At 72.5% G+C, this 22226-nt stretch carries 15 protein-coding genes and 1 pseudogene; 7 read left to right on the top strand and 9 right to left on the bottom strand.

The genetic code is table 11. The features are described 5' to 3' along the window. The 3 genes and pseudogenes from ACFU99_RS06115 to ACFU99_RS06105 all read right to left on the bottom strand — a co-directional run. A pseudogene (locus ACFU99_RS06115) lies at positions 1–5016 on the bottom strand (hypothetical protein); the annotation flags it as partial. Positions 5017–5179: 163 nt separating this feature from the next. Beyond that, positions 5180–9427, bottom strand: a complete 4248-nt coding sequence (gene eccCa / locus ACFU99_RS06110) for a type VII secretion protein EccCa (RefSeq protein ID WP_384386477.1) — start codon at positions 9425–9427, stop codon at positions 5180–5182. A gap of 125 nt (positions 9428–9552) precedes the next feature. Further along, entirely contained in the window at positions 9553–10002 is a 450-nt protein-coding gene (locus ACFU99_RS06105) for a WXG100 family type VII secretion target (RefSeq protein ID WP_384386475.1), read from the bottom strand. Between the two features lie 173 nt (positions 10003–10175). Between ACFU99_RS06105 and ACFU99_RS06100 the strand changes: the two genes are divergently transcribed. Continuing rightward, positions 10176–10796 (top strand): hypothetical protein, encoded by a 621-nt coding sequence (locus ACFU99_RS06100; protein ID WP_384386472.1) that lies wholly within the window; start codon positions 10176–10178, stop codon positions 10794–10796. Between the two features lie 160 nt (positions 10797–10956). Here ACFU99_RS06100 and ACFU99_RS06095 read toward each other — a convergent pair whose 3' ends face one another. The 5 genes from ACFU99_RS06095 to ACFU99_RS06075 all read right to left on the bottom strand — a co-directional run bounded on the left by ACFU99_RS06095 (position 10957) and on the right by ACFU99_RS06075 (position 16437). After that, positions 10957–11283, bottom strand: coding sequence for a WXG100 family type VII secretion target (locus ACFU99_RS06095; protein WP_384386469.1), 327 nt, complete (start codon positions 11281–11283; stop codon positions 10957–10959). 107 nt (positions 11284–11390) lie between these two features. Beyond that, complete coding sequence (locus ACFU99_RS06090; RefSeq protein WP_384386466.1) at positions 11391–14219, bottom strand: right-handed parallel beta-helix repeat-containing protein; 2829 nt, start codon at positions 14217–14219, stop codon at positions 11391–11393. A gap of 70 nt (positions 14220–14289) precedes the next feature. Further along, entirely contained in the window at positions 14290–15636 is a 1347-nt protein-coding gene (locus ACFU99_RS06085; RefSeq protein ID WP_384386463.1) for an EsaB/YukD family protein, read from the bottom strand. 56 nt (positions 15637–15692) lie between these two features. Beyond that, on the bottom strand, positions 15693–16007 hold the full coding sequence (locus ACFU99_RS06080; RefSeq protein WP_363227520.1) for a WXG100 family type VII secretion target: 315 nt from the start codon (positions 16005–16007) through the stop codon (positions 15693–15695). 64 nt (positions 16008–16071) lie between these two features. After that, entirely contained in the window at positions 16072–16437 is a 366-nt protein-coding gene (locus ACFU99_RS06075; RefSeq protein ID WP_384386461.1) for a WXG100 family type VII secretion target, read from the bottom strand. 263 nt (positions 16438–16700) lie between these two features. On the opposite strand from ACFU99_RS06075, the gene ACFU99_RS06070 reads away from it, so the two are divergent. From ACFU99_RS06070 to ACFU99_RS06045, 6 genes are all read left to right on the top strand, one after another. Continuing rightward, on the top strand, positions 16701–17252 hold the full coding sequence (locus ACFU99_RS06070; RefSeq protein ID WP_384386459.1) for a superoxide dismutase family protein: 552 nt from the start codon (positions 16701–16703) through the stop codon (positions 17250–17252). A gap of 139 nt (positions 17253–17391) precedes the next feature. Beyond that, positions 17392–17565 carry a hypothetical protein gene (locus ACFU99_RS06065; protein ID WP_384386456.1) on the top strand — a complete coding sequence of 58 codons (174 nt, stop codon included), beginning with the start codon at positions 17392–17394 and terminating at the stop codon, positions 17563–17565. 44 nt (positions 17566–17609) lie between these two features. Continuing rightward, the gene (locus ACFU99_RS06060; RefSeq protein ID WP_384386453.1) at positions 17610–18365 is read left to right on the top strand and encodes a hypothetical protein; all 756 of its coding nucleotides are present in this window, start codon (positions 17610–17612) and stop codon (positions 18363–18365) included. Next, complete coding sequence (locus ACFU99_RS06055) at positions 18362–19333, top strand: DUF6895 family protein (RefSeq protein ID WP_384386450.1); 972 nt, start codon at positions 18362–18364, stop codon at positions 19331–19333. Before ACFU99_RS06060 ends, ACFU99_RS06055 begins: the two co-directional genes overlap by 4 nt. Beyond that, positions 19330–20463 carry a serine hydrolase domain-containing protein gene (locus tag ACFU99_RS06050; RefSeq protein WP_384386447.1) on the top strand — a complete coding sequence of 378 codons (1134 nt, stop codon included), beginning with the start codon at positions 19330–19332 and terminating at the stop codon, positions 20461–20463. Before ACFU99_RS06055 ends, ACFU99_RS06050 begins: the two co-directional genes overlap by 4 nt. 74 nt (positions 20464–20537) lie before the next feature. Beyond that, positions 20538–21713: a DUF1266 domain-containing protein gene (locus ACFU99_RS06045; protein WP_384386444.1), complete on the top strand. Its 1176-nt coding sequence runs from the start codon at positions 20538–20540 to the stop codon at positions 21711–21713. A 16-nt stretch (positions 21714–21729) separates the two neighbouring features. Here the strand turns inward: ACFU99_RS06045 and ACFU99_RS06040 are convergent. Next, the coding region (locus ACFU99_RS06040) for a LysR substrate-binding domain-containing protein (RefSeq protein ID WP_384386441.1) at positions 21730–22226 on the bottom strand (497 nt) is incomplete at its 5' end.

Here is a 22226-nt window from a genome sequence, read left to right as displayed (position 1 = left end):
CTGCGCGGGCGGCGCGTCGGTGCCGTGCGCGCCCGTCCGCTCGGGAGTCGGCGGCAGGTGGGACTGGCCTTCGTCGTGTGCGCCGTCGTGTGCGCCGTCGTGGCCGTGGCCACGCCCGTCGGTCACCGTCGTAGAGCCCTCGGACGGCGTCTTCGTGGACACGCCGCCGCGCTCCCCGTCGCCGGGGGCCCGGCCCGTGGTTCCGGACTGGTGGTCACCGTGGGCCGCCGCGTCGTCGGACGCGGACGACGACGTGGGCGCGTGCTTGCCCCCGCTCTTGCCGGTGTCGGCCCCGGCAGGGGACTTGGCGGCGGGGGACTCCGGCTTGGGCCGCTCCAGTACCGCTACCTGCGTCTGACGCCCCTGGCCGGAGGGCGACGTCTGCGGCTCGGCCTGCGGGCCGTCGTCCGAGTGTTCTCCCCGGCCGGTGCCACTGCCCGTGTCCGTGTCGCTGTCACCGCGGCCGGAACCCTTGGCATTGCTCGAACCGAGGTCGTTCCGGCCGTCGCGCCCGCCCTGCGGCTCGTCCTTGCGGCCGGGCTCCTCGAACTCGTTGGACCGGTTCCCCCGGCCCTCGCCACGGGAACCGGACGTGGGGTCGCTGTTCAGGCGGTGCCGGTTGTTGAGTTCCCTTTCGAATTCGAGCTCGTTGAGGCGGTTGTCGAATTCGCGGTCCCACCGGGTCTGGCTCTCCCGGTCGCCACTGTGCTGGGCCTGCGCGTACCGGTCGGCCCAGCTCCGCGCTTCCTGGGGAGTCATCCCCCGGCGCTCGCCGAACTTGGCGATGTCCATACCGACCCGCTCCGGAGACGGGCCCGAGTTCTCGGCCCCCCTACCGGCCCCGTCCGCACCGTTCCGGTGCTGGTGGAATTCGTTCTCCAGCTTCAGCTCGTCGAGCCGGTTCTCGAACTCCCGCTCCCACCGATTCTGCGCCTCGACACCGCCATCGTGCTGTGCGTCGGCATACCGGTCGCCCCACTCGCGCGCTTCCTGATGCGACATTCCACGGCTCTCGCCGAATTGCGCGATGTCCCTGCCCACCCGCTCCGGGGTGGGGGCGAGGCTCCCTGTCTCCTCACCGGCGGGAGGTGTGTTCTCGCCGTCCCGGCCGTTGGGCGAATGCGCCGTATTCAGTTCGTCGAGCCGGTCGTTGAACTCCCGCTCCCACTGGTTACGCGCCTCATGACCTTCATGCTGCGCTTCCGTGTACCGGTCGCCCCAGTTCTGCGCCTCCCGAGGGGACATCCCCCGGTCTATACCGAAGCGCGCGACGCCGCGGCCCATTCCGTCCGAGACCGGCTCCGATTCCCGATTCCCGTCGCCGGCCGGGGCCTTGCCCTTGCCTTCCGGGGTGGGCGAGTGGTTCCCCTTCAGCTCATCGAGCCGGTCGTTGAAGTCCTGCTCCCAGCGATTACGGGCGTCATGACCGTCACGCTGCGCGTCCGCGTAGCTGTGACCCCAGTCGCGCGCCTCGCCATACGACATTCCCTGCTGCTCGCCGAACCGGACGACGTCCTGGCCCGTACGGTGCCGGGCCGGGTCCGGCAGGGCGCTGCCGTTCTCCTCGAACTCATTGGTCCGGTTGCCCCGATGGCCGTCACCGGACCCTGTCAGCTCATCGAGGGTCTTCTGATTGGCGTCGTTCAACCGCTTCTGGGACTGCGGCGGTTCACCGTCCGTGCCACTGTTGCGGCCACCCGCCCCGCCCGGAGTTCCCTTCGCTCCGGACGGCACCGGCTGCCCGTGCTCTCCGGACGTCCCCGGCGCCGGAGCACGCTCGCCCGGCTGCGGACCACGCTCGCCCGGCTCCGGAGCACGCCCACCCGATTCCGGTGCGCGCTCGCCCGGCTTCGGGCCCGACGCGCCCGGAGACTCGCCCGCCGGACGCGATGACGTCGGCGCCGGCCCGGATTCGGGCAGACTCCCGCCCGGACGCCGCGATTCCGGCCCGTTCGCCAGGGCGGTGCCGCGGTCCTCGAACTCGTTGGAGCGGTTGCCCGCTCCGCCGGGCGCTATCAGATCGTCGAGCGTCTTCTGATTGGCCGGACGCAGCTTTCCAGGGGTCGCCGGGGACCCGGTGGTCGTGCCCTTGCCGGAGTTCGTACCGGCTCCGGGACGGCTTCCGTTTCCGCTGCCGTGGGACTGCGTCTCGACATTGGTGGTGCTGCTGTTGCCGTGGTTGGGGCGCAGGCCGCCGCCGGATTCGCCGGAGCCCTTGCCGCTGTTGCCCGGACGCCCGCCGGGGAGGTCGTCGAGCGTGGCGGGCCGGCCGTCGTAGCCGGCTTCCTTGCGCGCCGGCGGCTTGGGGGCGCCGGCCGGCGGGTTGCCCGCGCCCTTGTCGCCCGACGTGCGCTCCGGACGCGGATCGAGGTGGCCGAACGGGTCCTTCTGGCCCTTGCCCAGCTCCTTGCCCGGCCCGGCGAACGGGTCCCTGCCTACCGTGTCGCCCGACTTGCCGCCGGTATTGCCGGCCCCGCCCGAGCCGTTCTCTTCAGGGCGGTTGTAGTGGGTCGCGGGGTAGTCGTGGCCCCGGCCGGTGGGCTGAGCCTGCCCCGGCCCGTTGGTCCGGCCGTCGGGGTGCGGCTCCTTCCAGATCCCGTTGGAATCCGGCTTTCCGCCGCCGAGACGGTGTCCCGGGTTATCCATCGGGTTGCCGCTCCGGCCGCCGGAGTTCGCATCGTCTCCGGTCTTGCCGGGGTCCCGCGGCGGCACTCCCCCGGTGTTCTCCGTCCTACCGTCCAGACGGTGTCCCGGATTCTCCATCGGATTGCCGCTCCGGTTACCGGCGCCGGAATTCGCATCGTCACCCGTCTTGCCGGGGTCCCGCGGCGGCACTCCCCCGGTGTTCTCCGTCCTACCGTCCAGACGGTGTCCCGGATTCTCCATCGGATTGCCGCTCCGGCCATCGCCGCCGGAATTCGCATCGCTCCCCGTCTTGCCGGGGTCCTGCACCCGCACGCCATGCGGGTTCTCCCCCGAACCACCCAACCGGTGCCCGGGGTTATCCATCGGATTGCCGCTCCGGCCACCGGAGTCGGAATTCGCGCCATCCCCCGTCTTGCCGGGGTCCTGCACCCGCACGCCATGCGGGTTGTCCCCCGAACCACCCAACCGGTGGCCGGGTCCGGAGAAGTTGTCCTTGCCTTCGCCGGGACCGCCTTGGCCTTCATTCGTCCTACGGGGCTGGCCCGGCGGGACGGTCGTCTTGTTGCTGTTGCTGTTGCTGTTGTTGCTGGAATTGCCGTTGTTGCTGTCGCTGCCGTTGTTGCTGTTGGTGTCCCGGTGATTCCCCTCGCCCGGCGGGACCTTCGAACCGTTCTCACCCGTCGTGTTCTTGTGGCTGTTCGCCGGCGGGTTCGACACCGGGGCGCCGTCATCCGTCCGGTGACCGTTCTCGCCCGTCGTGTTCTTGTGGCTGTTGGCCGGGGGGTTCGTGACCGGGGCGCCGTCATCCGTCCGGTGACTGTTCTGGCCGTTGCCGCCCCCGGCCCCGTCCTTACGGCTGTTGCCCGGCGGGTTGGACACCGGGCCGTTGCCCTCGGAACGGCTGCCCTCGGACCGGTTGCCGTTGGAGCCGTTGCCGTTGGAGCCGTTGCCTCCCCCGGACACTTCCTTGTGGCTGTTGGCCGGCGGGTTCGAGACCGGAGCGCCGTCGTCCGCCCGGCGGCCGTTCTGGCCGTTGCCGCCCCCGGCCCCGTCCTTACGGCTGTTGCCCGGCGGGTTGGTCACCGGGGCATTGCCCTCGGACCGGTTGCCGGTCGAGCCGTTGCCGCCTCCGCCGGTCACTTCCTTCTTGCTGTTGGCCGGCGGGTTGGCCGCCGGAGGACCGTCCTGGGCGCGGTTGCCGTTGGAGCCGTGGCCGCCTCCGCCCGTCACGCCCTTCTGCCCGTTGACCGGCGTGTTCGGCGCGGGGGCGACGTGCTTGGTCCCCTCCCCGGCCGGGCCGGAGCCGGGCTGCACATGCTTCGTCTGGTTGCCCGAGCCGGGCCCCTTCGCCGGCGGGGCCGACGTGGGAGGCGGCGCCGTCGTGGTGTTCTCGTGCTTCGCGTTCGGGCTGGGCATGCCGACGTTGCCGGAGCGCCCGTCGCCTGCGTTCCCGCTGTTGGTGGGGTGGCTTTCGTGGCCGGAGACGCCCTTGCCCGCGATCGGGCCGCCGCCGGGAGAGTCGCCCTTGCCCGGTCCGCCGTCGATCGGCGACTGGTGGCCGCCGCCGCCCAGCTTGGCAGGCGGGGGAGTGATGACGTTCTTTCCGCCGCCACCACCGCCCGACAGCGGATTGCCGCCCGTCGGATGGGCCTTGGGAGGCGTCACGGGCGGTCCCGTGTGGGCCTTCGGGGTGGGGCCGGGCTTCACCGGGTGCGGGTGGTATTTGAAACCCGCCCCCAGGCCGCCCCCGATGGCGCCGAAGGCGCCGCCGATGCCCATGCTCCACGCCTCCATGCCCCAGTCGACGTCGTAGTCCGTGCCGGCGATGGCCGCGCCCACCTCGCCGAGCGCGACGTCGATGCCGAGGGCGGACGCGGCACCGAGGATGGCGCCGCCGCCAATGGCGACGATCGTGGTGCCCAGGCTGCCGAGGCGGGCCGCCATCTGGCTGAGGATGGGCAGCAGTCGGGCCAGCACCTGGCCGATGATCGTCAGCAGGCTGCCGAGCAGCGGCCCGACGGCGAAGAACACGGCCCCCAGGAGCGCGCCGAGGATGTCGGCCCACATGGCGGCGTTGAGCTTCTTCGCATACTCCTCGGCCGCCTTGTGCAGTTCCTCGCCGTAGCGGTTGATCGTCTGGCCGATGGTCCAGGCGGTCTCGGCGGCGTCGTTGAGGGTCTTGGCGACCCCCTCGTTCCACGCCCGCTTGGCCTCCTTGCCGGCGGTCCCGGTCATACCGAGCGAGGTGACCTGCGTGTCGACGGCGACCCGACGCTCGTGGAGATCGTCCCCGAGCTCGATCCACGCGTTCCCCAGCGCGTAGATGTCGTCGATCTTGATGGAGTGGAGTACGGAATCCGCGTTAGCCATGGTCGGGGTCGCCCTCCTTGGGCGTACTGCCGCTTCTCAGACGGTCGCTGATCAAGCTTCGTGCTGGTCGCTCACAGCGCTGTTCGTTCGTAGCGCTGATGGTGCGTCATGCCGGTCGTGCGTAGCGCTGTTCGTTCATCACGCTGGTCAGACGTGATGCGGGTCAGACAGGTTGCTGGTCGGGCGCGTCGTCGGGAACGGCCTCGTACGCCTCGGGTTCTTCCGCTTCCGCAGCCGCTTCCACGGCCGTTCCCACGCCTGCTTCCACGCCTTCCACGCCTTCCACGCCTGCTTCCACAGCCGTTTCCACCGCCCCTTCCACGGGCTCCACCGGCCCCTCCCCTTCGTCGAGAGCCACCTGCACGGCCACCGCGTCGTGGCTGCGGCGGACCAGCGTGCCGCGCCCCGGCGCGCGGGGGTACGCGCGCTGGTCGCCGATGAGCGCGCCCTCCCGGTGGTCGCCGGAGAGCAGCAGCCCGTCCGTGCCGATCTCCTTGAGCTTGCTGAGCAGCGGGTCGGAGAGCAGGGAGCGGCTGGCGCCGCCGACCCGGCGGGCCAGCACGAGGTGGAAGCCCAGCTCCGCCGCCTGCGGGATGAACTCCGCCAGCGGTGCGAGCGGGCCGCGCCCCATGCTGCCCGCCGCCAGGTCGTAGTCGTCGACGACGACGTACAGCTCCGGACCCTGCCACCAGTCGCGCGCGGCGAGCTGGGCGGCGGTGACGTCCGCCGGGGGCATCCGGGAGCGCAGCGTCTCGGCGAGGGCCTGCGCCTGCCCGGCGACGAGGTCGGCGTTGGCGCCGCGGGCGCCGATGTATTCGTCGGGCACCGTGCCCAGCAGGCTGTGCCGGTAGTCGACGGCCATGAAGCGCACGTCGCGGGCGGAGTGCCGGGCCGCGAGGCCGCGCATCCAGGACCGCAGGAACGCGGTCTTGCCGGAGCCCGAGTCGCCGAAGACCACGAAGTGCGGGGAGCCGGCGGCGGAGGTCATGTCGAGTCCGACGGGGCGCAGGTCGGATTCGCGGAGGCGGATGGGCACCTCGCGCGGGCCGATGGCGGCGCCGTGGCCCTCCCAGCGCTCGCCGGGCGTGGGCGCGGCGGCGGCCGCCAGTTCGCGGACGGTGATCCGCTCGGGCAGGACGCGCAGCGCCGGGGCGGCGGGCCGCCGCCAGCCGGCCGCGATCCGGGCCACCAGCCGCTGCTGGGCCTCGGGCAGGCCCTCCACACTGTCGGCCCCGTCGAGCCGGGGCAGCGCGATGTGGTGGATGAGGCCGGGCGGGGTCAGGCCGCGGCCGGGGACGCTCTGGCCCAGCGCGCGGGCGCTGGGGCGGCTGATCTCGGACTCGGAGGGGTCGTTGAGCCACAGTTCGAGGCGGGCGGGGATGTTGTCGCGGAGGTTGATGCGGATCTCGGCCCAGCGGTTGGCGGTCAGCCACAGGTGGACGCCCACGCCGAGGCCGCGGGTGGCGATCTCGGTGAGGGTGTTGACGGCGTCCTCGTCGGCGGCGTGCAGGGCGGCCCAGTTGTCGACGGCCAGCACGATGTCGGCGGAGCGTACGCCCTCGGGCAGGTCGCCGGCGGCGCGGCGGGCGCGGAGTTCGGCGGCGGACTGGATGCCGAGGTCGCGGAACATCCGCTCGCGGGCGTTGACGAGCCGGCCGACCTCGGCGAGGACGCGGCGCACCCGCTCGTCGTCGCGGCGGCCGGCGACGCCCGCCACGTGGGGCGCGTCGGCGAGGCCGTGCAGCGAGCCGCCGCCCATGTCGATGGCGTAGAACTGGAGCTCGTCGGGGGTGTGGGTGAGCATGGCGCTGAGCATCGCGGTGCGCAGGAAGGTGGACTTGCCGCTCTGCGGCGCGCCGACGAGGGCCAGGTGGCCCTGGCGTCCGGCGAGGTCCAGGACGAGGGGCCGCTGTTCCTGGCGGGAGGGCACGTCGAGCACGCCGATGGGGAACTTCATCTCGCCCGAGAGCGGCCAGTCGGCGCAGCGCAGCCCCAGTTCGGCGTCCTCCTCGGCCTCGCCGAGCAGCGGGTCGAGGGAGAAGGCGGCGGGCAGCGGCGGCAGCCACACCTGGTGGCCGGGGGCATCCTTGTTGAGCAGCCGCTCGACGGCGACCTGGAGTTCGGTGGGGCCGGCGTCGAGTTCCCAGTCCCAGCCGGTCTTCTCGCTCTCGTCGGGGGAGAGCGGCGCGAGGTCGCCGTGCACGGCGTACGGGACGGGTTCGAGGGCCGCGGCTCCGGCGCCGTCCGGGTCGTACTCGCGGTAGGGCGCGGAGATGTAGGCGACGCGGAACCGCTCGTACACCGTCTCGTCCACCTTCAGGTAGGCGGAGCCGGGGATGGCGGGGAGTGTGTAGGCGTCGGAGGTGCCGATGACGGCGCGGGACTCGGCGGCGCTGAAGGTGCGCAGGCAGATCCGGTAGGAGAGGTGGGACTCCAGGCCGCGCAGCCGGCCTTCCTCCAGGCGCTGGGTGGCCAGCAGCAGGTGCATGCCGAGGGACCGGCCGACGCGGCCGATCTGGACGAAGAGGTCGATGAAGTCGGGTCGCTGGGAGAGGAGTTCGCCGAACTCGTCGACGATGATCAGCAGGTAGGGCAGCGGTTCCAGCGGCTTGCCGTTGACGTCGGTGCCGCCGGCGGCCTGGCGGAGCTGGTACTCGCGGACGGAGTCGACGTTGCCGGCCTCGCGCAGCATCCGCTGGCGGCGCTGCTGTTCGCCGGAGAGGGCCTTGTGCATCCGGTCGACCATGGCGAGGTCGTCGGCGAGGTTGGTGATCAGGCCGGATACGTGCGGCAGCTCGGTGACGCCCGCGAAGGTGGCGCCGCCCTTGAAGTCGACGAGGACGAAGGCCAGGTGCTCGGGTGCGTGCACCATGGCGAGCCCGGTGACCAGGGTGCGCAGCAGTTCGCTCTTGCCGGAGCCGGTGGCGCCGACGACGAGTCCGTGCGGGCCGATGCCGCCCTGCGCGGACTCCTTGAGGTCCATGGACAGCGGCTCGCCGGTGCCGGTGACCCCGATGGGGACGCTGAGCAGTTCCTTCTCGTCGGGGGCGCGGCGCCGGGCGGCCGGGTCGAAGGTCGCCATGTCGGTGACGCCGAGCATGGTGGAGAGGGAGACGTGCTCGGAGAGGACCTGGTCGCGCTCGCCGGACAGGCGCAGCGGGGAGAGCGAGCGGGCGGTGGCCGCCAGGACACCGGGCGCGGTCTCGTCGATGACGGCCTTGTCGACCGCGGCGTGCAGGCCCTGCGCGCGGCCCTCCAGGGTGAGGGTGCCGCGGGCGTCCGTACGGGCCCGTACGTCCACCCGGCCCGGCTCCGAGCCCTCCTCCTCGACCAGGCACACCACGTGGATGCCCAGGTCGGGGCCGGCCTCGGTCATCAGGTCCTCCAGGAGCGCCGAGCGGGCCCAGGGCGCCCCGGGCTCGTACTCGTCGAGGAAGATCACCAGTTGGCGGCGGGGGACGACGTCCCGGGCGGGGACGATGCGGCTGTTGCGCTCCGCGCGGGCGGCGACGGCCTGGTCGAGGGTTTCCTGGAGGTGTTCGTGGAGCCCGGCGAGGTCGTCGGCGAGCAGCGGTACGAGCTCCTGCTCGCGCCGCTGGGCCGCCGCGTCGGGGTGCTGGGCGTGCGGCAGCCACTTGGCCCAGTCCCAGGCCGAGTTGCCGCCGGTGACGACCGCGATCCGCACGTCGTCCGGCGCGTGCAGGACGGAGAGCTGGAGCAGCATCGACTGGGCCAGCTCGCGGGTGCGGGCGCGCGGGCCCAGCAGGCTGACCACGCCGGACTTGGCGAGGTCCAGCCAGGCGGCCTGGCCCTCGACCGTGCCGTATGTGCGGACGAGTTCGGCGGCGGCGTGCTTGCACTCGGCGTCGACCTCGATGGTCGGGTCGCTCTGGTCCGGCATGCGCATCTCGGCGGCGAGCGGCACGGTGCCGGTGCCCACCCGCAGGTGCAGGAAGTCGCCGTCGACGGGGCGGCGCTCCCACACCCGGCGGCGGCGGGAGGCGATCGCCCACAGCCGGTCCGGGTGCGGGTGCTGCCAGACGTCGGCGGCGCGCTGGGCGACCCGGGAGCGCAGGGCCTGCTTGCGCATCCCGGCGAGGTACTCCAGATACCGCTCCCGCTGCCGGTACTGGTTGCGGCGCCGGCTGCCGCGCAGCTGCATCCGTACGCCGATGGTGACGCCGACGGACACCACCACGAAGGCGATGCCCAGCAGGATCATCCACGCCTTGCCGTACGCGACCATGTAGGCCGCCATGCTCATGCTGGACAGCAGCGGCAGCAGGAGCATCAGCCAGCCCGCCGCGCCCTGGGGCTGGGGCCGCTGGGGCGGGCTGGCCAGGGTCGTCCGCCCCTCCGGCATCGGAGGGGGCGTCGTACGGACGGGGCGGTGGAAGGGGATTCGACTCACGTTGGCTGCCTAGCGGGCTGTCGGAACTGCGGGAGCGGGCGGAGCGGCGGACTCACGGCGGAGCGGTGGCTCAGGACAGAGCAGCGGGCTCGGGTCGGAGCAGCGGCTCGGGTCGGAGCGGAGGCTCAATCGAAGGTCATGGTGACCGCCGTCTTGTTGGTGTCGGTCACGGCGTCGGGCGGGGTGTCCTTCGGCTTGTCGTCGCCGCTCTTCGAGGTCAGACCTTCCCGGAACTTGGTGAAGGCTTCGGCGACGCCGTCCTCGGCCGTGGAGAAGTTGAAGGCCGCCATGCCGACGCCGTCCGCCAGGGCGGGCAGGACCCCCTTGTGCGGGTCCTCCTTGGTGCCGAACAGCTCTTTCATGACCCGCATCCACTCCTCGTTCACCTCATCGGCGTCCGAGGCGGCCTTGCCCTGCCAGCTGACCTTCAGCCCGTCCAGTGTGGTGTGGATTTTGTTGAGGCTCGTGACGACGTCCTTGCTGAGGCCCGCCAGTTCCTTGCCGACGGTCTTCAGGCCGCTCGGGGAGACGCTGATGACGGAGGTGTCGTAATCGGCCTTGCCGGTGTCGCCCATGACTCGCCTTTCTCAGCAACTCCACTGGGGTGCCTGGGGGTTGCTCCCGGTGCGGGGGACACGCCCCCGCGCTGACAATTGCTTCTATAAGTGGTAAACCTGGCGATACTCCGCAGAACCGTCGCCCGGCCGCCCGGCTGTGAGGCCGGCGGGAGAGAGACGAAGGAGACCTCGTGACCGACCCCATAACCTCGAAGTACGACACGACCCCGCTGCCCGAAGCGGACGGCGACGAGAAGCCGAGCCCCGACCACGACAAACACCTCGACGGCCTGGTGCCGACCGACAAGGTCGCCTGGACGGCGCCGCCTTCCTTCAACGACGACCCGAAGGACATCGGGTCCGACAGCGGCTCGGAGCCGCCGAAGGACAACTACACCCCCTCCGGCGACTTCAAGATCGACCCCTCCTCGCTGCGCACCGCGGAGACGTCGATGCTCACGGAGGCCAAGGGCGGGGTCGCGAAGTACGAGGAAGTCCGCAAGAAGGTCATGGCCGTCAAGGGCACCGTCTTCGGGCAGGGCGCCACGATCACCGAGACGAAGGGGGAGGGCCACACCTCTCTCGCGTCCGGGTACGACCCGAGCGCCGGGAAACACACCCGCGCGAACCCGTTCGCCGAGTCCGCCGAGAAGTTCGGCGCGGACATCAACCCGGCCCAGGAGCGCGCCCTTCTCCAGGTCGGCTCCGCCCTGGAGAAGCTCGGCGAGTACATCGCCCTGCTCAACCACGCCGGACAGGTCTACGGACACACCGACCGGAAGTCCAAGTTCCCGGATCCGCCCGCGAAGTGACCCCGCGCCGCAGGCCGCCGCCGCCCCGCTCCGCTCACGCGGGGCGGGGCGGTGGTACGAGACGGGGCGGCGGACGCCCGTACAGCGGCGCACGCGCGCCCGACCGCCGTCGCACGCCGGCAGGGGCGCACGCGCCGTCAGGGGCGCGCACGCGGCCGGTTCAGCCATTGGGCCCCCCGTCGTCGTGGAGGTTCTTGAAGTTGGCGCTCTCGGCGTTGTGGTAGTTCGTGTAAGAGGTCTCCATCCGCTTCGTGATGTCCTTCAGCATCGACTCCAGGTCGTGCTGCCCCTTCTGGAACCACGTCTTGATCGCGTCGAACGAGTGGTAGGCCGGGCTGGACCAGTGCGTGCCGATCGTGCTCATCTTGGTGTCGATCGACGTCATGTGCTCGGAGATCGTCGTCGACTCCCGCTTCACGACTTGGATCGCGTCCTTCAGCGCCTGGAGATCGGCGTGCCACTCTTCCGGGGTCGGCTGATCGGCCATCCGCGGGTCACCTGCCTTTCACCCGGTCCGACGTCCTGTGCCGCTCCCGCGCGCCATCCGGGCCGGGCGCGTGGGGCGGTGCTGCCGCTGTCTCGTCGAGCCGTCTCTCATGTGACGCCTCCCGGCGGGAGGTCGGCGGGCAGCAGCGTGGTGAGCAGCGCCGCGTCCGCCGACGCCAGGTCGAGGGCGCTCAGGTCGAGTTCGGCGACGCGCTGCGCGTGCCGCTCGGTCATCCGCTGGAAGACCTGCCGCGCGCTGCGCCCGTTGCCGAACTGCTCGCCGCGCGGCAGGGTCTCGAAGTACTCGTGCAGCGCGGCGGTGGTCTCCGGCGTGAACGCGTACTCGTGGCTGTCCGCCTGGTGCTCGACGATGCGTACGAGCTCCGGCGTGGTGTAGTCGTCGAAGACCAGGGTGCGGGTGAACCGCGAGGACAGGCCCGCGTTGGAGTCCATCAGCCGGTTCATCTCGACCGGGTATCCGGCGACGATGACGACCACCTCGTCGCGGTGGTCCTCCATCAGCTTCACCAGCGTGGAGATGGCCTCCGAGCCGAAGTCCGTCATCTGGCCCTGCGGCACGAGGGAGTACGCCTCGTCGATGAACAGCACCCCGCCCAGGGCGCGCCGGAAGACGGCGGTCGTCTTGGGCGCGGTGTGGCCGACGTACTCGCCGACCAGGTCGCCGCGGTCGGCCTCGACGAGGTGGCCCCGGCTGAGCAGGCCGAGCGCGGCGAGGAAGCCGCCGTACAGGCGCGCCACGGTGGTCTTGCCGGTGCCGGGGTTGCCCGCGAAGACCAGGTGCCGGCTCAGCGGCGGCGGGGCGAGCCCCGCGTCCTGGCGGACCTTGACCATCTGCATGAGCTTCGTCATCGTGACGACTTCGCGCTTGACGCCGTCGAGGCCGACCAGCCGGTCCAGCTCGACATGGAGTTCGGCGAGCCTCGCCGCGGCCTCCTCGGCGCTCTGCTCGTCCTCGCTCTTGTCCGTACGCCCCTTGTCGCCGTCCTTGGCGCCTCTGGCCGCCCCGGCCCCGGCGACGGCCGGCACGGCCTTGCGGCCCTCACCGGCCCCGCCGGCCCCCCTCTCCTCGGACCCCGGCGCCGCGAGGGTGGGCAGCAGCGGCTCGGCCACGTCCTCGACGAGGCAGTCCTCCGCGTGGACCACGGCCTCGTCGTCCCGCAGCAGATCGGTCTCGGTGCCGTCCACGGTGCAGCGGCGCAGGACGAGCTGGGAGCGGGCGGCGGCGTAGACGGCGGGGAAGCGGCTCTTGGTGAGGCGGCAGTCCTCGTAGCGGCCCTTGCCGCCCTCCTCCACGAACAGCGCGTTCTTCGCCGCGTCCGCGACGGTCACGCCCAGCAGCAGGGGCCGTGCCCCGGCGCGTACGACGACGCCGCTGCCCTGTGCCTCGCGGACCGCGCCGCCCTCCACGACGGCGGTGCTGTCCTCCTCCAGCAGCAGCCCGGCGCCGCCGCTGCCGGTGACCTTCACGTTCTCCAGCCGGGCGCCGGTGTCCCGGCCGATCCGCACGCCGGTCTCCCCGGGGGCGGTGATCTCGCAGTCCGCCAGCAGCGGCCGGTGCGTGGTGCGCAGGCGTACGCCCTCCCGGCCGCCGGTCACGCGGCAGCCGCGCACGGCGGCGTCGCCGCCTTCCACGCTGATCCCGGTCATCCCCGCGTCGGTCACCTCGCAGCCCTCGGCGAGGAGTTCGGCCCGTTCGGTGACGCGCATGCCGTATTCGGGGGTGCCGCTGACGGTGCAGTCACGGGCCGTGGCGCGGGCCGCGCCGCCGAGGTGCACGGCCGTGTAGGCGGTGTCCCGTACGGTGCAGCCGGTCAGCGCGATCTCCGCCTCGCCGATCGCGTACACGCCGTTGGCGGCGGTGCGGGCGAAGGTGGAGTCGTGCGCGTCGGCCCGCCCCGCGGCGCTCGCGACCAGCGCGGTGTCCTCGCAGTCCACGGCCCGTACGGAGACGAGTTCGACCGCGGCCTCCGCGGTGACCAGCACCGCGGCACCGCCGGTGTGGTGCACGTGGCAGCCGTCGAGCAGGGCCGCGCTGCCGCCGTCGACCAGCACGCCCGCGCCGCCCGTACGGAAGATCTCGCAGTCCCGCAGCCGCACGCCCTGGGCGCTGCGACCGGAACGGTCGCCGGAGGCGGAGGCTCCGGTGGCGGCCCGCCCCTCGGAGGGCTGTGGGGCGCCCGCGTCCTGGCCCGGCCCGCCGTCGGCCGTGCCCGCGAGGCGGCCCGCCGTCTCCCGGGTCCACACGCCCTGACCGGCCGCCTCGTGCAGCCGGCACTCGCGCAGCGCCGCGGTCGCGTGCCCCTCCACCAGGACGGCGGCGGCCCCGCTGCCGCGGATCTCGCAGCGGGTCAGCGTCGCGTGCGCCCCGCCGGTCAGCAGGACGCCGCGCCCGGTGGCGCCGTCCACCAGCGCGTCGCTCACCTCGGCCCGCGCCTCGTCCTCGACGATCACACCGTCCCCGGTGCAGCTGCCGACCGTCAGGTTCTCCAGCGTGGTGCGGCTGGTGCCGGCCAGCCAGACCGCCACCCCTTCGGCCTGCCGCACGGAGCAGCCGCTGAGCAGCGCGGCCGCCGCGCCCGCGACGTCGACCCGGCCGCCGGTGATCTCGCAGTCCCGCAGCACCGGTTCGCCGCCGCGCAGCAGCACCGCGGCGTCCCTGGGCGCGGTGGAGGAGATGGTGAAGCCGCGCAGTTCGGCCGCGCCCGCGTGCACGGTGACGGCGGGCCCGCGGGCGGCGATGAGGCGCACGGCGCCCTTCGCGACGAGGCTGACGTCCTTGTCCAGCACCAGGCTCTCGGTGTACGTGCCGGCCTGCACGGTGATCACGGCGCCGGGCTTGGCGCTGCGGACGGCCGCGCCGATGGTGCGGTGGCCGCCCCAGCTGCCGGGCGCGACGCGCTGCGCGGCGGCCCTCATGGGGTGCGCTCCCGGTGTACGGGCGGCCCGTAGCGGTCAGCCGCGTACGCCCGTATCGCCGGCCGCCCGCTCACAGACCACTTCCCAGATTCGCCAGCCAGCCGAAGAGGCCGAAGACGCCGGCGGCCAGCGGCAGACCGGCCACCGAGAGGAAGGTGGCGAGGCCGCCGGGCCAGGTGGGGCGCTCGGGCTCGATGGGGCGCAGGGCCGCGCCGAAGGCCAGGAAGATGCCGACGGCGACGAGGACGGCGCCCACGGCGAAGGCGGCGATCGGCCCGGCGACGGTCGTGTCGAGTACGTACTCGGGCACCCGGATCGCCAGGGCGAGCAGCCCGGCGACCCCGGCGGCCAGCTGCGGGACGACGCCGGTCAGGACGCGCACCGAACCGGCCTGGAGCAGCAGTCCGACGCTGACGACGCCGACGAGCGCGAGGCCGCAGGCGCCGCGGGAGGCGCTCAGGGTGAGCAGGGCCGCCGCGAGGAAGACGCCGGTCACGACGGAGAGCAGGGTCAGCAGCCCGTTGCCGCGGCGGACGACGGCGGCGATCTCGCCGGGGTCCAGGGCGGCGGAGCCCGTGTCGGGGCCGGAGGGCACCAGCACCGCGATCTGGCTGGTGATCCGGGGCAGCAGCCCGGCGAGCATGAACAGCACGGCGGCCACCACGGCGGCGGAGCCGGTCAGGCCCGCGTGCAGGGTGGTCAGCGGGACCACGAACAACGCGGACGCCACGGTGAGCAGTTGGAGCACCACCGTGGAGGGCGCGGGCAGCGCGACGAGCCCGGCGAGCGCGCCGACGACGGCGCAGATCGAGACCAGGACCGGTGTGAACACCGAACCGTGGGCGGGGAGTACGAGGCCGACGCAGGCCAGCAGCGGGCAGGCGGCCAGCGCGAGGAGCTGCCGCACGGGGTGCGGCAGCGGCCAGTTCTTGCGCTGGGCGTACCAGGCGAGCAGCGCCGAGCAGACGGCGGCGACCACGAAGAGCACGGCGGCCAGACTCGCGAGGCGGTGCGCGCCGATCCAGCCGGCGGAGCCCACCATGACCGCGAGCCCGGCGCCCAGCACGAACTGCGCGCGCCGCCGCCCGTTCCACAGGCCGTCGGAGTCCTGCGCCCCGGAGACCTGCTCGTCGAGATCGGTGACGGTCAGCTCGCCGAGCTCCGCCTCCCGCTGGTCGCGCAGGTAGAGCGTGGCGCCGTCCACGATGCCCGCGGCCGCCAGCGAGTCGCCGGGGGCCATGGGGAGGCCGCCCGACTCGGCCAGCGACCAGACCGGGGGCATGGCCTCGGGTTCGGTCTGGCCGCACAGGGTGGCGAGCCGTGCGGCGTACTCGGCGATCGGGGCCTGCGCGGGGAGCGCGAGGTCGACCCGCCTGCGTTCGCCGACCACGGTGACCCGGCAGCGTTCATCGGGCACGGATGTTTCCTTCGATGTCGGACCTCACAGCCGCGAGCCCGCGGGCTGCGGTGGGGTCAGTGCCTCCAGGTGGACATGTTCGACCACTCGGCGTCACTGTAGTTGTTCCAGTTCACGTGCATGGCGTTGGCGATCCGCCCGAGCACGCCCTCCGGCCCGAACAGCCCGTCGGCCGCGAGGTCCCACTCGTTCTGCATGTCCTGGTAGTACGTGGCGGCCTGGCTCTCCCGCCAGGCGTCGACCAGCGGAGCCAGCTGGGACTTCAGCGCCTGGAGTTCGCCGGAGATCTCCGCGGCCCTGGAGTTGAGCACACCGCCCGCCGCGGCGAGACCCTCGCCGACGTAGATCGGCGTGCCGTCGATATCGGCCATGAACACTCCTAGAAATGCGCCCGGCACACACCGGACGAATCGAGCAGGTGGTAATGGACCCGGCTCAGCTGAAGTTGGTGCCGGCCGGCGCCTTGGGCACGTCCTCGCCGAGCGCGGCGAGGTTCGTGAGGTTCTGCTGCTCGGAGTCCTTGTAGTTCACGTAGCTGCCCTGGAGGCCCTTGGAGATTCCCTCCAGGGCGTCGTGGAGCATCCGCGCGTAGATGTCGTACTCGGTCATCAGAGTCTGGAACTGGTTGTGCGCGAGCCCCTGCCAGCTCGCCTCCAGGCTCGTCACATAGGTCTTCAGCTCCGCCAGCTGTCCGGCGATCTCCGCCGCCGTGGACATCGTGTTGCTGGAGGCGTTGGCCAGGTATTCGGGGGTCACCCGGTAGGTGACACCACCGACGCTCACAGAAGGCTGGTCAGCCATGGTGAATTCCGTCCCTCTCGCCGATGCCACCGAAGTCAAACACCGCCCCACCCCCACCTGGAGCCCCAAGACCCCGGATGGGCAGCATCCGAGCATGTTCTGAGCACGTTCCGAGCACGGGAGGCGCGCGGCTGGGTTGTCCAGATACTCGGTAGTGGGCAGTCACTCTTCCCGCAATGATCCGAGGCGGCAAGAACTGTCCCAGGATTCCCATCCGCATCCGATCCTTCCCGCCAGGGAGTGGAACCCGTCAGGGAGTGGACATGCCCTTCGTTGCGACCATGCTGACCGCGGCCGTGGCCCTGAGCCCGACCGCGGGAGTGCACAGCACCACCGTGACCGTCGACGAGCACTTCGGCTCCGCCGCTCACCCTCCGTACACGGCCGTCACCTACGACCCGGTCTCCGTGCCCGTGGCCGCCCGTGTGGTGGTCACCGAGCGGCGGCACGAGGGCGGGGGAACGACCGTCGCCCTGCGGCTGGAGGGGGTGCAGGCGAACCGGACGTTCGGCGCGCATGTGCACTCCAAGCCGTGCGGCGCCAAGCCGGAGGACTCCGGGCCGCACTACCAGGACGTACGCGACCCGAAGCAGCCCTCCACCGATCCCGCGTACGCCAACCCGCGCAACGAGGTGTGGCTCGACCTCACCACCGACGAGGACGGCGACGCGCGCTCGCGCGCGGCCCAGACCTGGCACTTCCGGTACGGGGAGGCGCGGTCCGTGGTCGTCCACGAGCACAAGACCTCGACCGAGCCCGGCCACGCGGGCATGGCGGGGGCCCGCCTCGCGTGCGTGAACGTGCCGTTCGCCTGACAGACCTTCGCCGGGCGTTCTCCCTGTTCGGAAGGGGGTTGCACCCGCCGACGGGCATAGCGGGATATAGGAGAGTAATTTGGACAAGGCATCGGGGCATCACCGGTTGTGGTGATGAATCTCTTCGAAGGAAGAAAAGATGCTTGTCCAGACTCTCAAGCCGACTGGCCTCGCACTCGACAAGGAAGCCCTCGGTCACCTGATGACCCAGCCCGAAACGGAGGTCAGCGGCGCTCCGATCCCCGCGCCTGAAGGCATCGGAAGCGGTCTGCTCCTCCTGATCCTCTCGCCGAAGGCGCCGAAGAGCCGGTGATTTCCGAGCGGTCACGGACTGCCCACAGCGAATCAGCCGGCCATTTGGCCCGCCGTGCCCTCGACGTCCTCCGGGGCGTCGGGGGCACGGCTGTGGCGGCGGCCCATGTGGAGGAGGCCGACGACCCCGCCGTCGCCCTCGGCGCGGTACGGATGCTCGGCGCCGACGTCCTCGCGCCCTACGTGCTGACCGGCCAGGTCCTGCCCCCCGGCGAGGCCGACGCGGTCCGGCTCGCGCTCGACGCGCTGCCGCCCGTACAGCCGCCGCCCCCCGCACCGCCCGCGGGCGACGAGCAGCACTGGACCATGGCGTGGGCCGACTGGGGGCTGATCACCCTGCTGGCCGCCGCCGATCCGGCGGATTTCGCGGGCGCCCCGCCACTTCAGCCGCCCTACCCCCAGGGGCCTCCCCTGTGCGACGACTCCACGCCCCGCCACCTGCCGCCCACCGTGGACGGCGGCCCCGACGGAGACGTACGGGAAGGCTGGGTCCCCTGGTCCGTACGCATGGGGCGGCTCGCCTCGCTGGCGCTCCCCGGCCTGGACGGGCCCGTCCACGAAGCCGCCCGGACCGGCGCCCTCGGCCTCGCCCGCGGCGCGGGCCGGGCCACCCTGCGGCGCGACTTCCCCACCGCCGCGCGCATCGCCCGCTGGCTGGCCTGGCTGCAAGCCGACGGCATCGCGCTGCCCCTGGACCCGGCGCCCCTGACGACGTACATCCAGCTGGCCGGCGGCGACGGCGGACGCCTCGCCCTGGACACCGCGATCGCCCGCCGACTGCTCGGCCTGGAGCCCGCATGAGCCCCGTTCCGGCGCGCACCGCGCACGACATCAGCAGCCGGGCCCTGGCCTGGCTGCACGCCAACCGCGAGTACGGGGCGCTCTCCAGCCTTCCCCGCGCCGATCTCACCCATGACGACCAGTCGTACAAGGCGGTCGCCGAGACGTCGCTCGCCGCCTCCCTCGTGCTGCGCGACGGCGTGGCCGGTACGACCGAACTCACCCTCGCGCGCGAACTGCTGGACTTCGGCTGGGAGCAACTGGGCGACGGAGCCCTGCTGTACGAACGCCTCCTCCGGCACCCCCTCAAGACCGACCCGCTGGAGACGTACGCCCACTTCGCCCGCTCCGGCTACCGCCACGAGCTGCTGGAGGGGCTCCTCGCCCACACCGTCACCCTGCGCGCGACGCACGCCTCCGAGCTGCATCCCAACCGCCGGCTCGCCGTCGCCAACGCCGCCCGCATCAGCGGTTACGACCACGGCGCCGGGGCCAGTGACTGGGCGTCGCTGACCCGCGCGACCTGGCTCGGCAGCCTGCCGGAGCCCTGGCACATCGACTGGCTGACCGGCTACGCCGTCACCCACACCGTCTTCCACCTCACCGACTGGGGCCGCATGCCCGCCGGCCTCCCCGCCGACATCGTCGGCTATCTGGACCGCTGGCTGCCGATGTGGACGGACATCTGGGCCGAGGCCAGCCAGTGGGACCTGATGGCCGAGCTGATGATCGTCGGCAGCTGCCTGCCCGAGCCCTTCGCCGAGGCCGAGGACTGGCAGCGGCTGGCGGAACTCCAGCACGCCGACGGCATGGTGCCCCACGACGACGCCCCCGTCGACGACGACCCGGCGCAGCGCTTCGAGGACCACCAGCACACGACCATCGTGGCGGTCGTCGCGGGGACCCTCGCGCTCGGCCGGACGCTGGGCGACAACCTGTCACAGGACGGCGGCCATGTACCGGACGATCCCGGACAGTCTGTCGGGTGAGCGCCGCCCCGGACTCGTACCGCGTACGCACAGGCTCGAAGGCGACCCGCGCGTATACGGACGGCCTCCTGCCCCGCACGCTGCTGTCCGCCGCCCCCGGCGCGAGCGCCGTCGTAGCCGGTCTGTACCACCGTGGCCAGCGGATCTTCCTCGCCCGCGGCAGCACCACGCATGGCAGACGACACGAGGGAGGCGAACCGGCCGACGCCCGTACGCGCTTCGAGATCGGTTCGCTCACCAAGACGTTCACCGCGCTGCTCCTCGCCGAGATGACGGCCCGCGGCGAGGTCGGTCACCACGACAGCGCCGTACGCCGTCTGCCGCCGGGCACCCGCTACCCGTCCGGCGCCGAGGCCATCACTCTGACCCATCTGGCCACCCACACCTCAGGGCTCCCCCGGCTGCCCCCCGGCCTGCGCGCGGCGGCCGGGCGACGGCTCCTCAGCAACCCCTATGCGGACTTCACCGGCGCGGACGTCCTGTCCGCCCTGTCCCGCACGCGGCTGCGGTTCCGGCCGGGCAGCAGATTGCAGTACTCCAATTTCGGCGTGGGGCTGCTGGGCCACGCCCTGTGCGGCACGGCGGGCGGGGGCGTCTCGTACGGAGAACCGCTGTCGTACGAGGAACTGCTGACCGCCCGCATCCTGTCCCCGCTCGGCCTGACCGACACGAACTGCTCCCCGCGCACGAGCGGCGGTCCGTCCGAAGCCACCGGCTACCTGTACGGCAGGCCGCGTCCCCCCTTCGCCATCCCCGGCATGCCCGCGGCCGGAGCGGTCCGAGCCGGAGCGCGCGACCTGCTCACGTACGTGGAGGCGCTGACGCACGGTACGGGCACGACCACCCGACGGGACCCCCTACGGACCGCCCTCCAGGACGTCATCCGCCCCCGCCTCACCATGCCGCGCGGAAGGGACGGTCTCGCCCTCGTCTGGAACGTCCGCCCTCTGCCCGACGGCTCGGCCCTCTACCACCACTCGGGCGGCACGATGGGCTGCACGTCCTTCGCGGGGTTCAGCCCGAGCCGCGGAATCGCCCTGGTAGCCCTCGCCAACTGCGCGCCGCAGCACGGCAATGCGCTGATCCAGCAGTCGTACGACGCACTGGCAGGACTGATCAGCGACCCCTGAGCACCCGCCCCTCCGGCCCCGGCGACCCGGCAACCCCCCGTCGGCCCTGCATCCCCCCTCAGTAGAGTTGGCCGGTGAGCACTTCAAGGGCGCGCGCGAAGACGGTCACCCGCTCATGGCAGCCGGTCACCGAGGTCGAGCGGGAGCTGATGGAGGCCGTGGGGCGCGGGGACAACAAGGAGTGTCTTCGGGTACTCGCGGGGGCCGATTTGGTCGGATATGTCGCCAAGGACCAGGTCGACGCGGGCGGCGACGCCCCTTGGCGGAGCATATCCAGCGGCTGTCTGATCGTCCGTACGGTCGGCGAGCGGCTGCCGCGCCGCCCCGGCATCGTCGCCGTACGCACCTCCCTGGACACCCTCGCCCGCAGCTGGGCCGATCCGCGCCTCGCCCTCCTGGTCAATCCCGGGACGCCCGTCGAGATGTATCTGACGGCCCGCCCGCGCGACCTCATGCGCTGGAGGCGTGTGTCCAAGAAGGCCGCCCGGGGCTTTCCGCGGAACGAGCGGCCCATGCGGCTGCTCACCAAGGCCACCGGCCCCCTGAGCGGCCCGCTGGCCCACGGGCTCGGCTGCGGGGCGCTGCTGGCCGTGACCAACGGCGTGATGTGGAACGACCTCGACGACGTCTACGACGACTACGAACAGGACAGCCAGCTCCTCCACGACCTGTGGGGCACGACCACCGCGCGGGACTGGGAGGAGCAGATGGACACGCTCCTCGCCGCCGAGAACAGCCCGGCGGAACCGGAATTCGCCCTTCGGGTGCGTCAGCGGCTCACCCGCGCCTGGCGCGTACCGCCCGCCCACGACGACTGGCGGCGCGCCTGCACCGAAGCGCTCGACGAGCTGTCGGCCCCGCCGAGCGCCGACGCCGCGATACAGCGCGTCATCGGACGCATCCTCGCCTACGAGGCGCGCTTCAGGGCGGACGGCCTGCTGCCGCCCGACACCGTCATCACCAGCGCGGTCGCCTACGACTACGGGCGCGGGGTCAACTTCGCCCGCTGGGGGTTCAGCGCGCGGCTGTGCGGCGCGGACGTCGCGCGGGCGGCGATCGTACGGGCGGGGGCGCTGAGCCGCGAACACTACGCGTCATGGGCGGAGTTCTCGGCGGGGTACGCGCTCGGGCGGCTGCTGCGGTTCGACGGCGACGAGTTCGGCGACTGGTACGCGAGCGTGCTCAAGCCGCACCGGATGCTCATGGAGGACCCGGCGGGCCCGTGGCGGGCACTTCCCTGGGAGGCGTAGAACGCGCCGCGGCGGCTCAGCGCGCCCATTCGGGCACCCATGTCCCGACGGCGCCGGGCCGCGTACGGACGTTCGCGAAGTGTTCGCGGAGCAGGGCGAGGGCCGGGTGGGGGTTGTCGCCGCGCCAGACCAGGGAGTGCGGATAGACCGGCGTCGGGTCGTGCACGTCGATGCGGCGCAGATCGTCCTCGGGCGGCCAGACGAGACGGGTCTCCGACCCGACGAAGGTCGCGAGGTCCGGTGATTTCGCGAGCGTGTCGAGGAGCGGTTCGGTGCCGAACTCGGGTCCGGTCGCCTCGATGGTGAACCCGAACGCGGCGGCGAAATCCTCGTAATAGGCGGCCCATTCCGTGCCCGCGACGACTCCGGGCATCCAGATCCGGTGCCCGGCGAGCCGCGTGGGGACGATGGCCCCGGCGTCGGCGAACTCGTGCCCCGGGCCGGTCAGGAGCTGCAACGGCTCGTCGTGGACTCGTACGGCCTCGATGCCGTCGGGGAGTTGGCGGGCGGACA

Source organism: Streptomyces sp. NPDC057654 (genome assembly GCF_042800135.1).
Lineage (GTDB): Bacteria > Actinomycetota > Actinomycetes > Streptomycetales > Streptomycetaceae > Streptomyces.
This window is presented reverse-complemented; position numbering and strand designations above follow the sequence as displayed.

Coding starts and splice junctions, on each gene's coding strand:
- ACFU99_RS06080 (WP_363227520.1), bottom strand. CDS start 16,007: ATGGCCGATATCGACGGCACGCCGATCTACGTCGGCGAGGGTCTCGCC.
- ACFU99_RS06065 (WP_384386456.1), top strand. CDS start 17,392: ATGCTTGTCCAGACTCTCAAGCCGACTGGCCTCGCACTCGACAAGGAA.
- ACFU99_RS06095 (WP_384386469.1), bottom strand. CDS start 11,283: ATGGCCGATCAGCCGACCCCGGAAGAGTGGCACGCCGATCTCCAGGCG.
- ACFU99_RS06105 (WP_384386475.1), bottom strand. CDS start 10,002: ATGGGCGACACCGGCAAGGCCGATTACGACACCTCCGTCATCAGCGTC.
- ACFU99_RS06090 (WP_384386466.1), bottom strand. CDS start 14,219: ATGAGGGCCGCCGCGCAGCGCGTCGCGCCCGGCAGCTGGGGCGGCCAC.
- ACFU99_RS06055 (WP_384386450.1), top strand. CDS start 18,362: ATGAGCCCCGTTCCGGCGCGCACCGCGCACGACATCAGCAGCCGGGCC.
- ACFU99_RS06075 (WP_384386461.1), bottom strand. CDS start 16,437: ATGGCTGACCAGCCTTCTGTGAGCGTCGGTGGTGTCACCTACCGGGTG.
- ACFU99_RS06070 (WP_384386459.1), top strand. CDS start 16,701: ATGCCCTTCGTTGCGACCATGCTGACCGCGGCCGTGGCCCTGAGCCCG.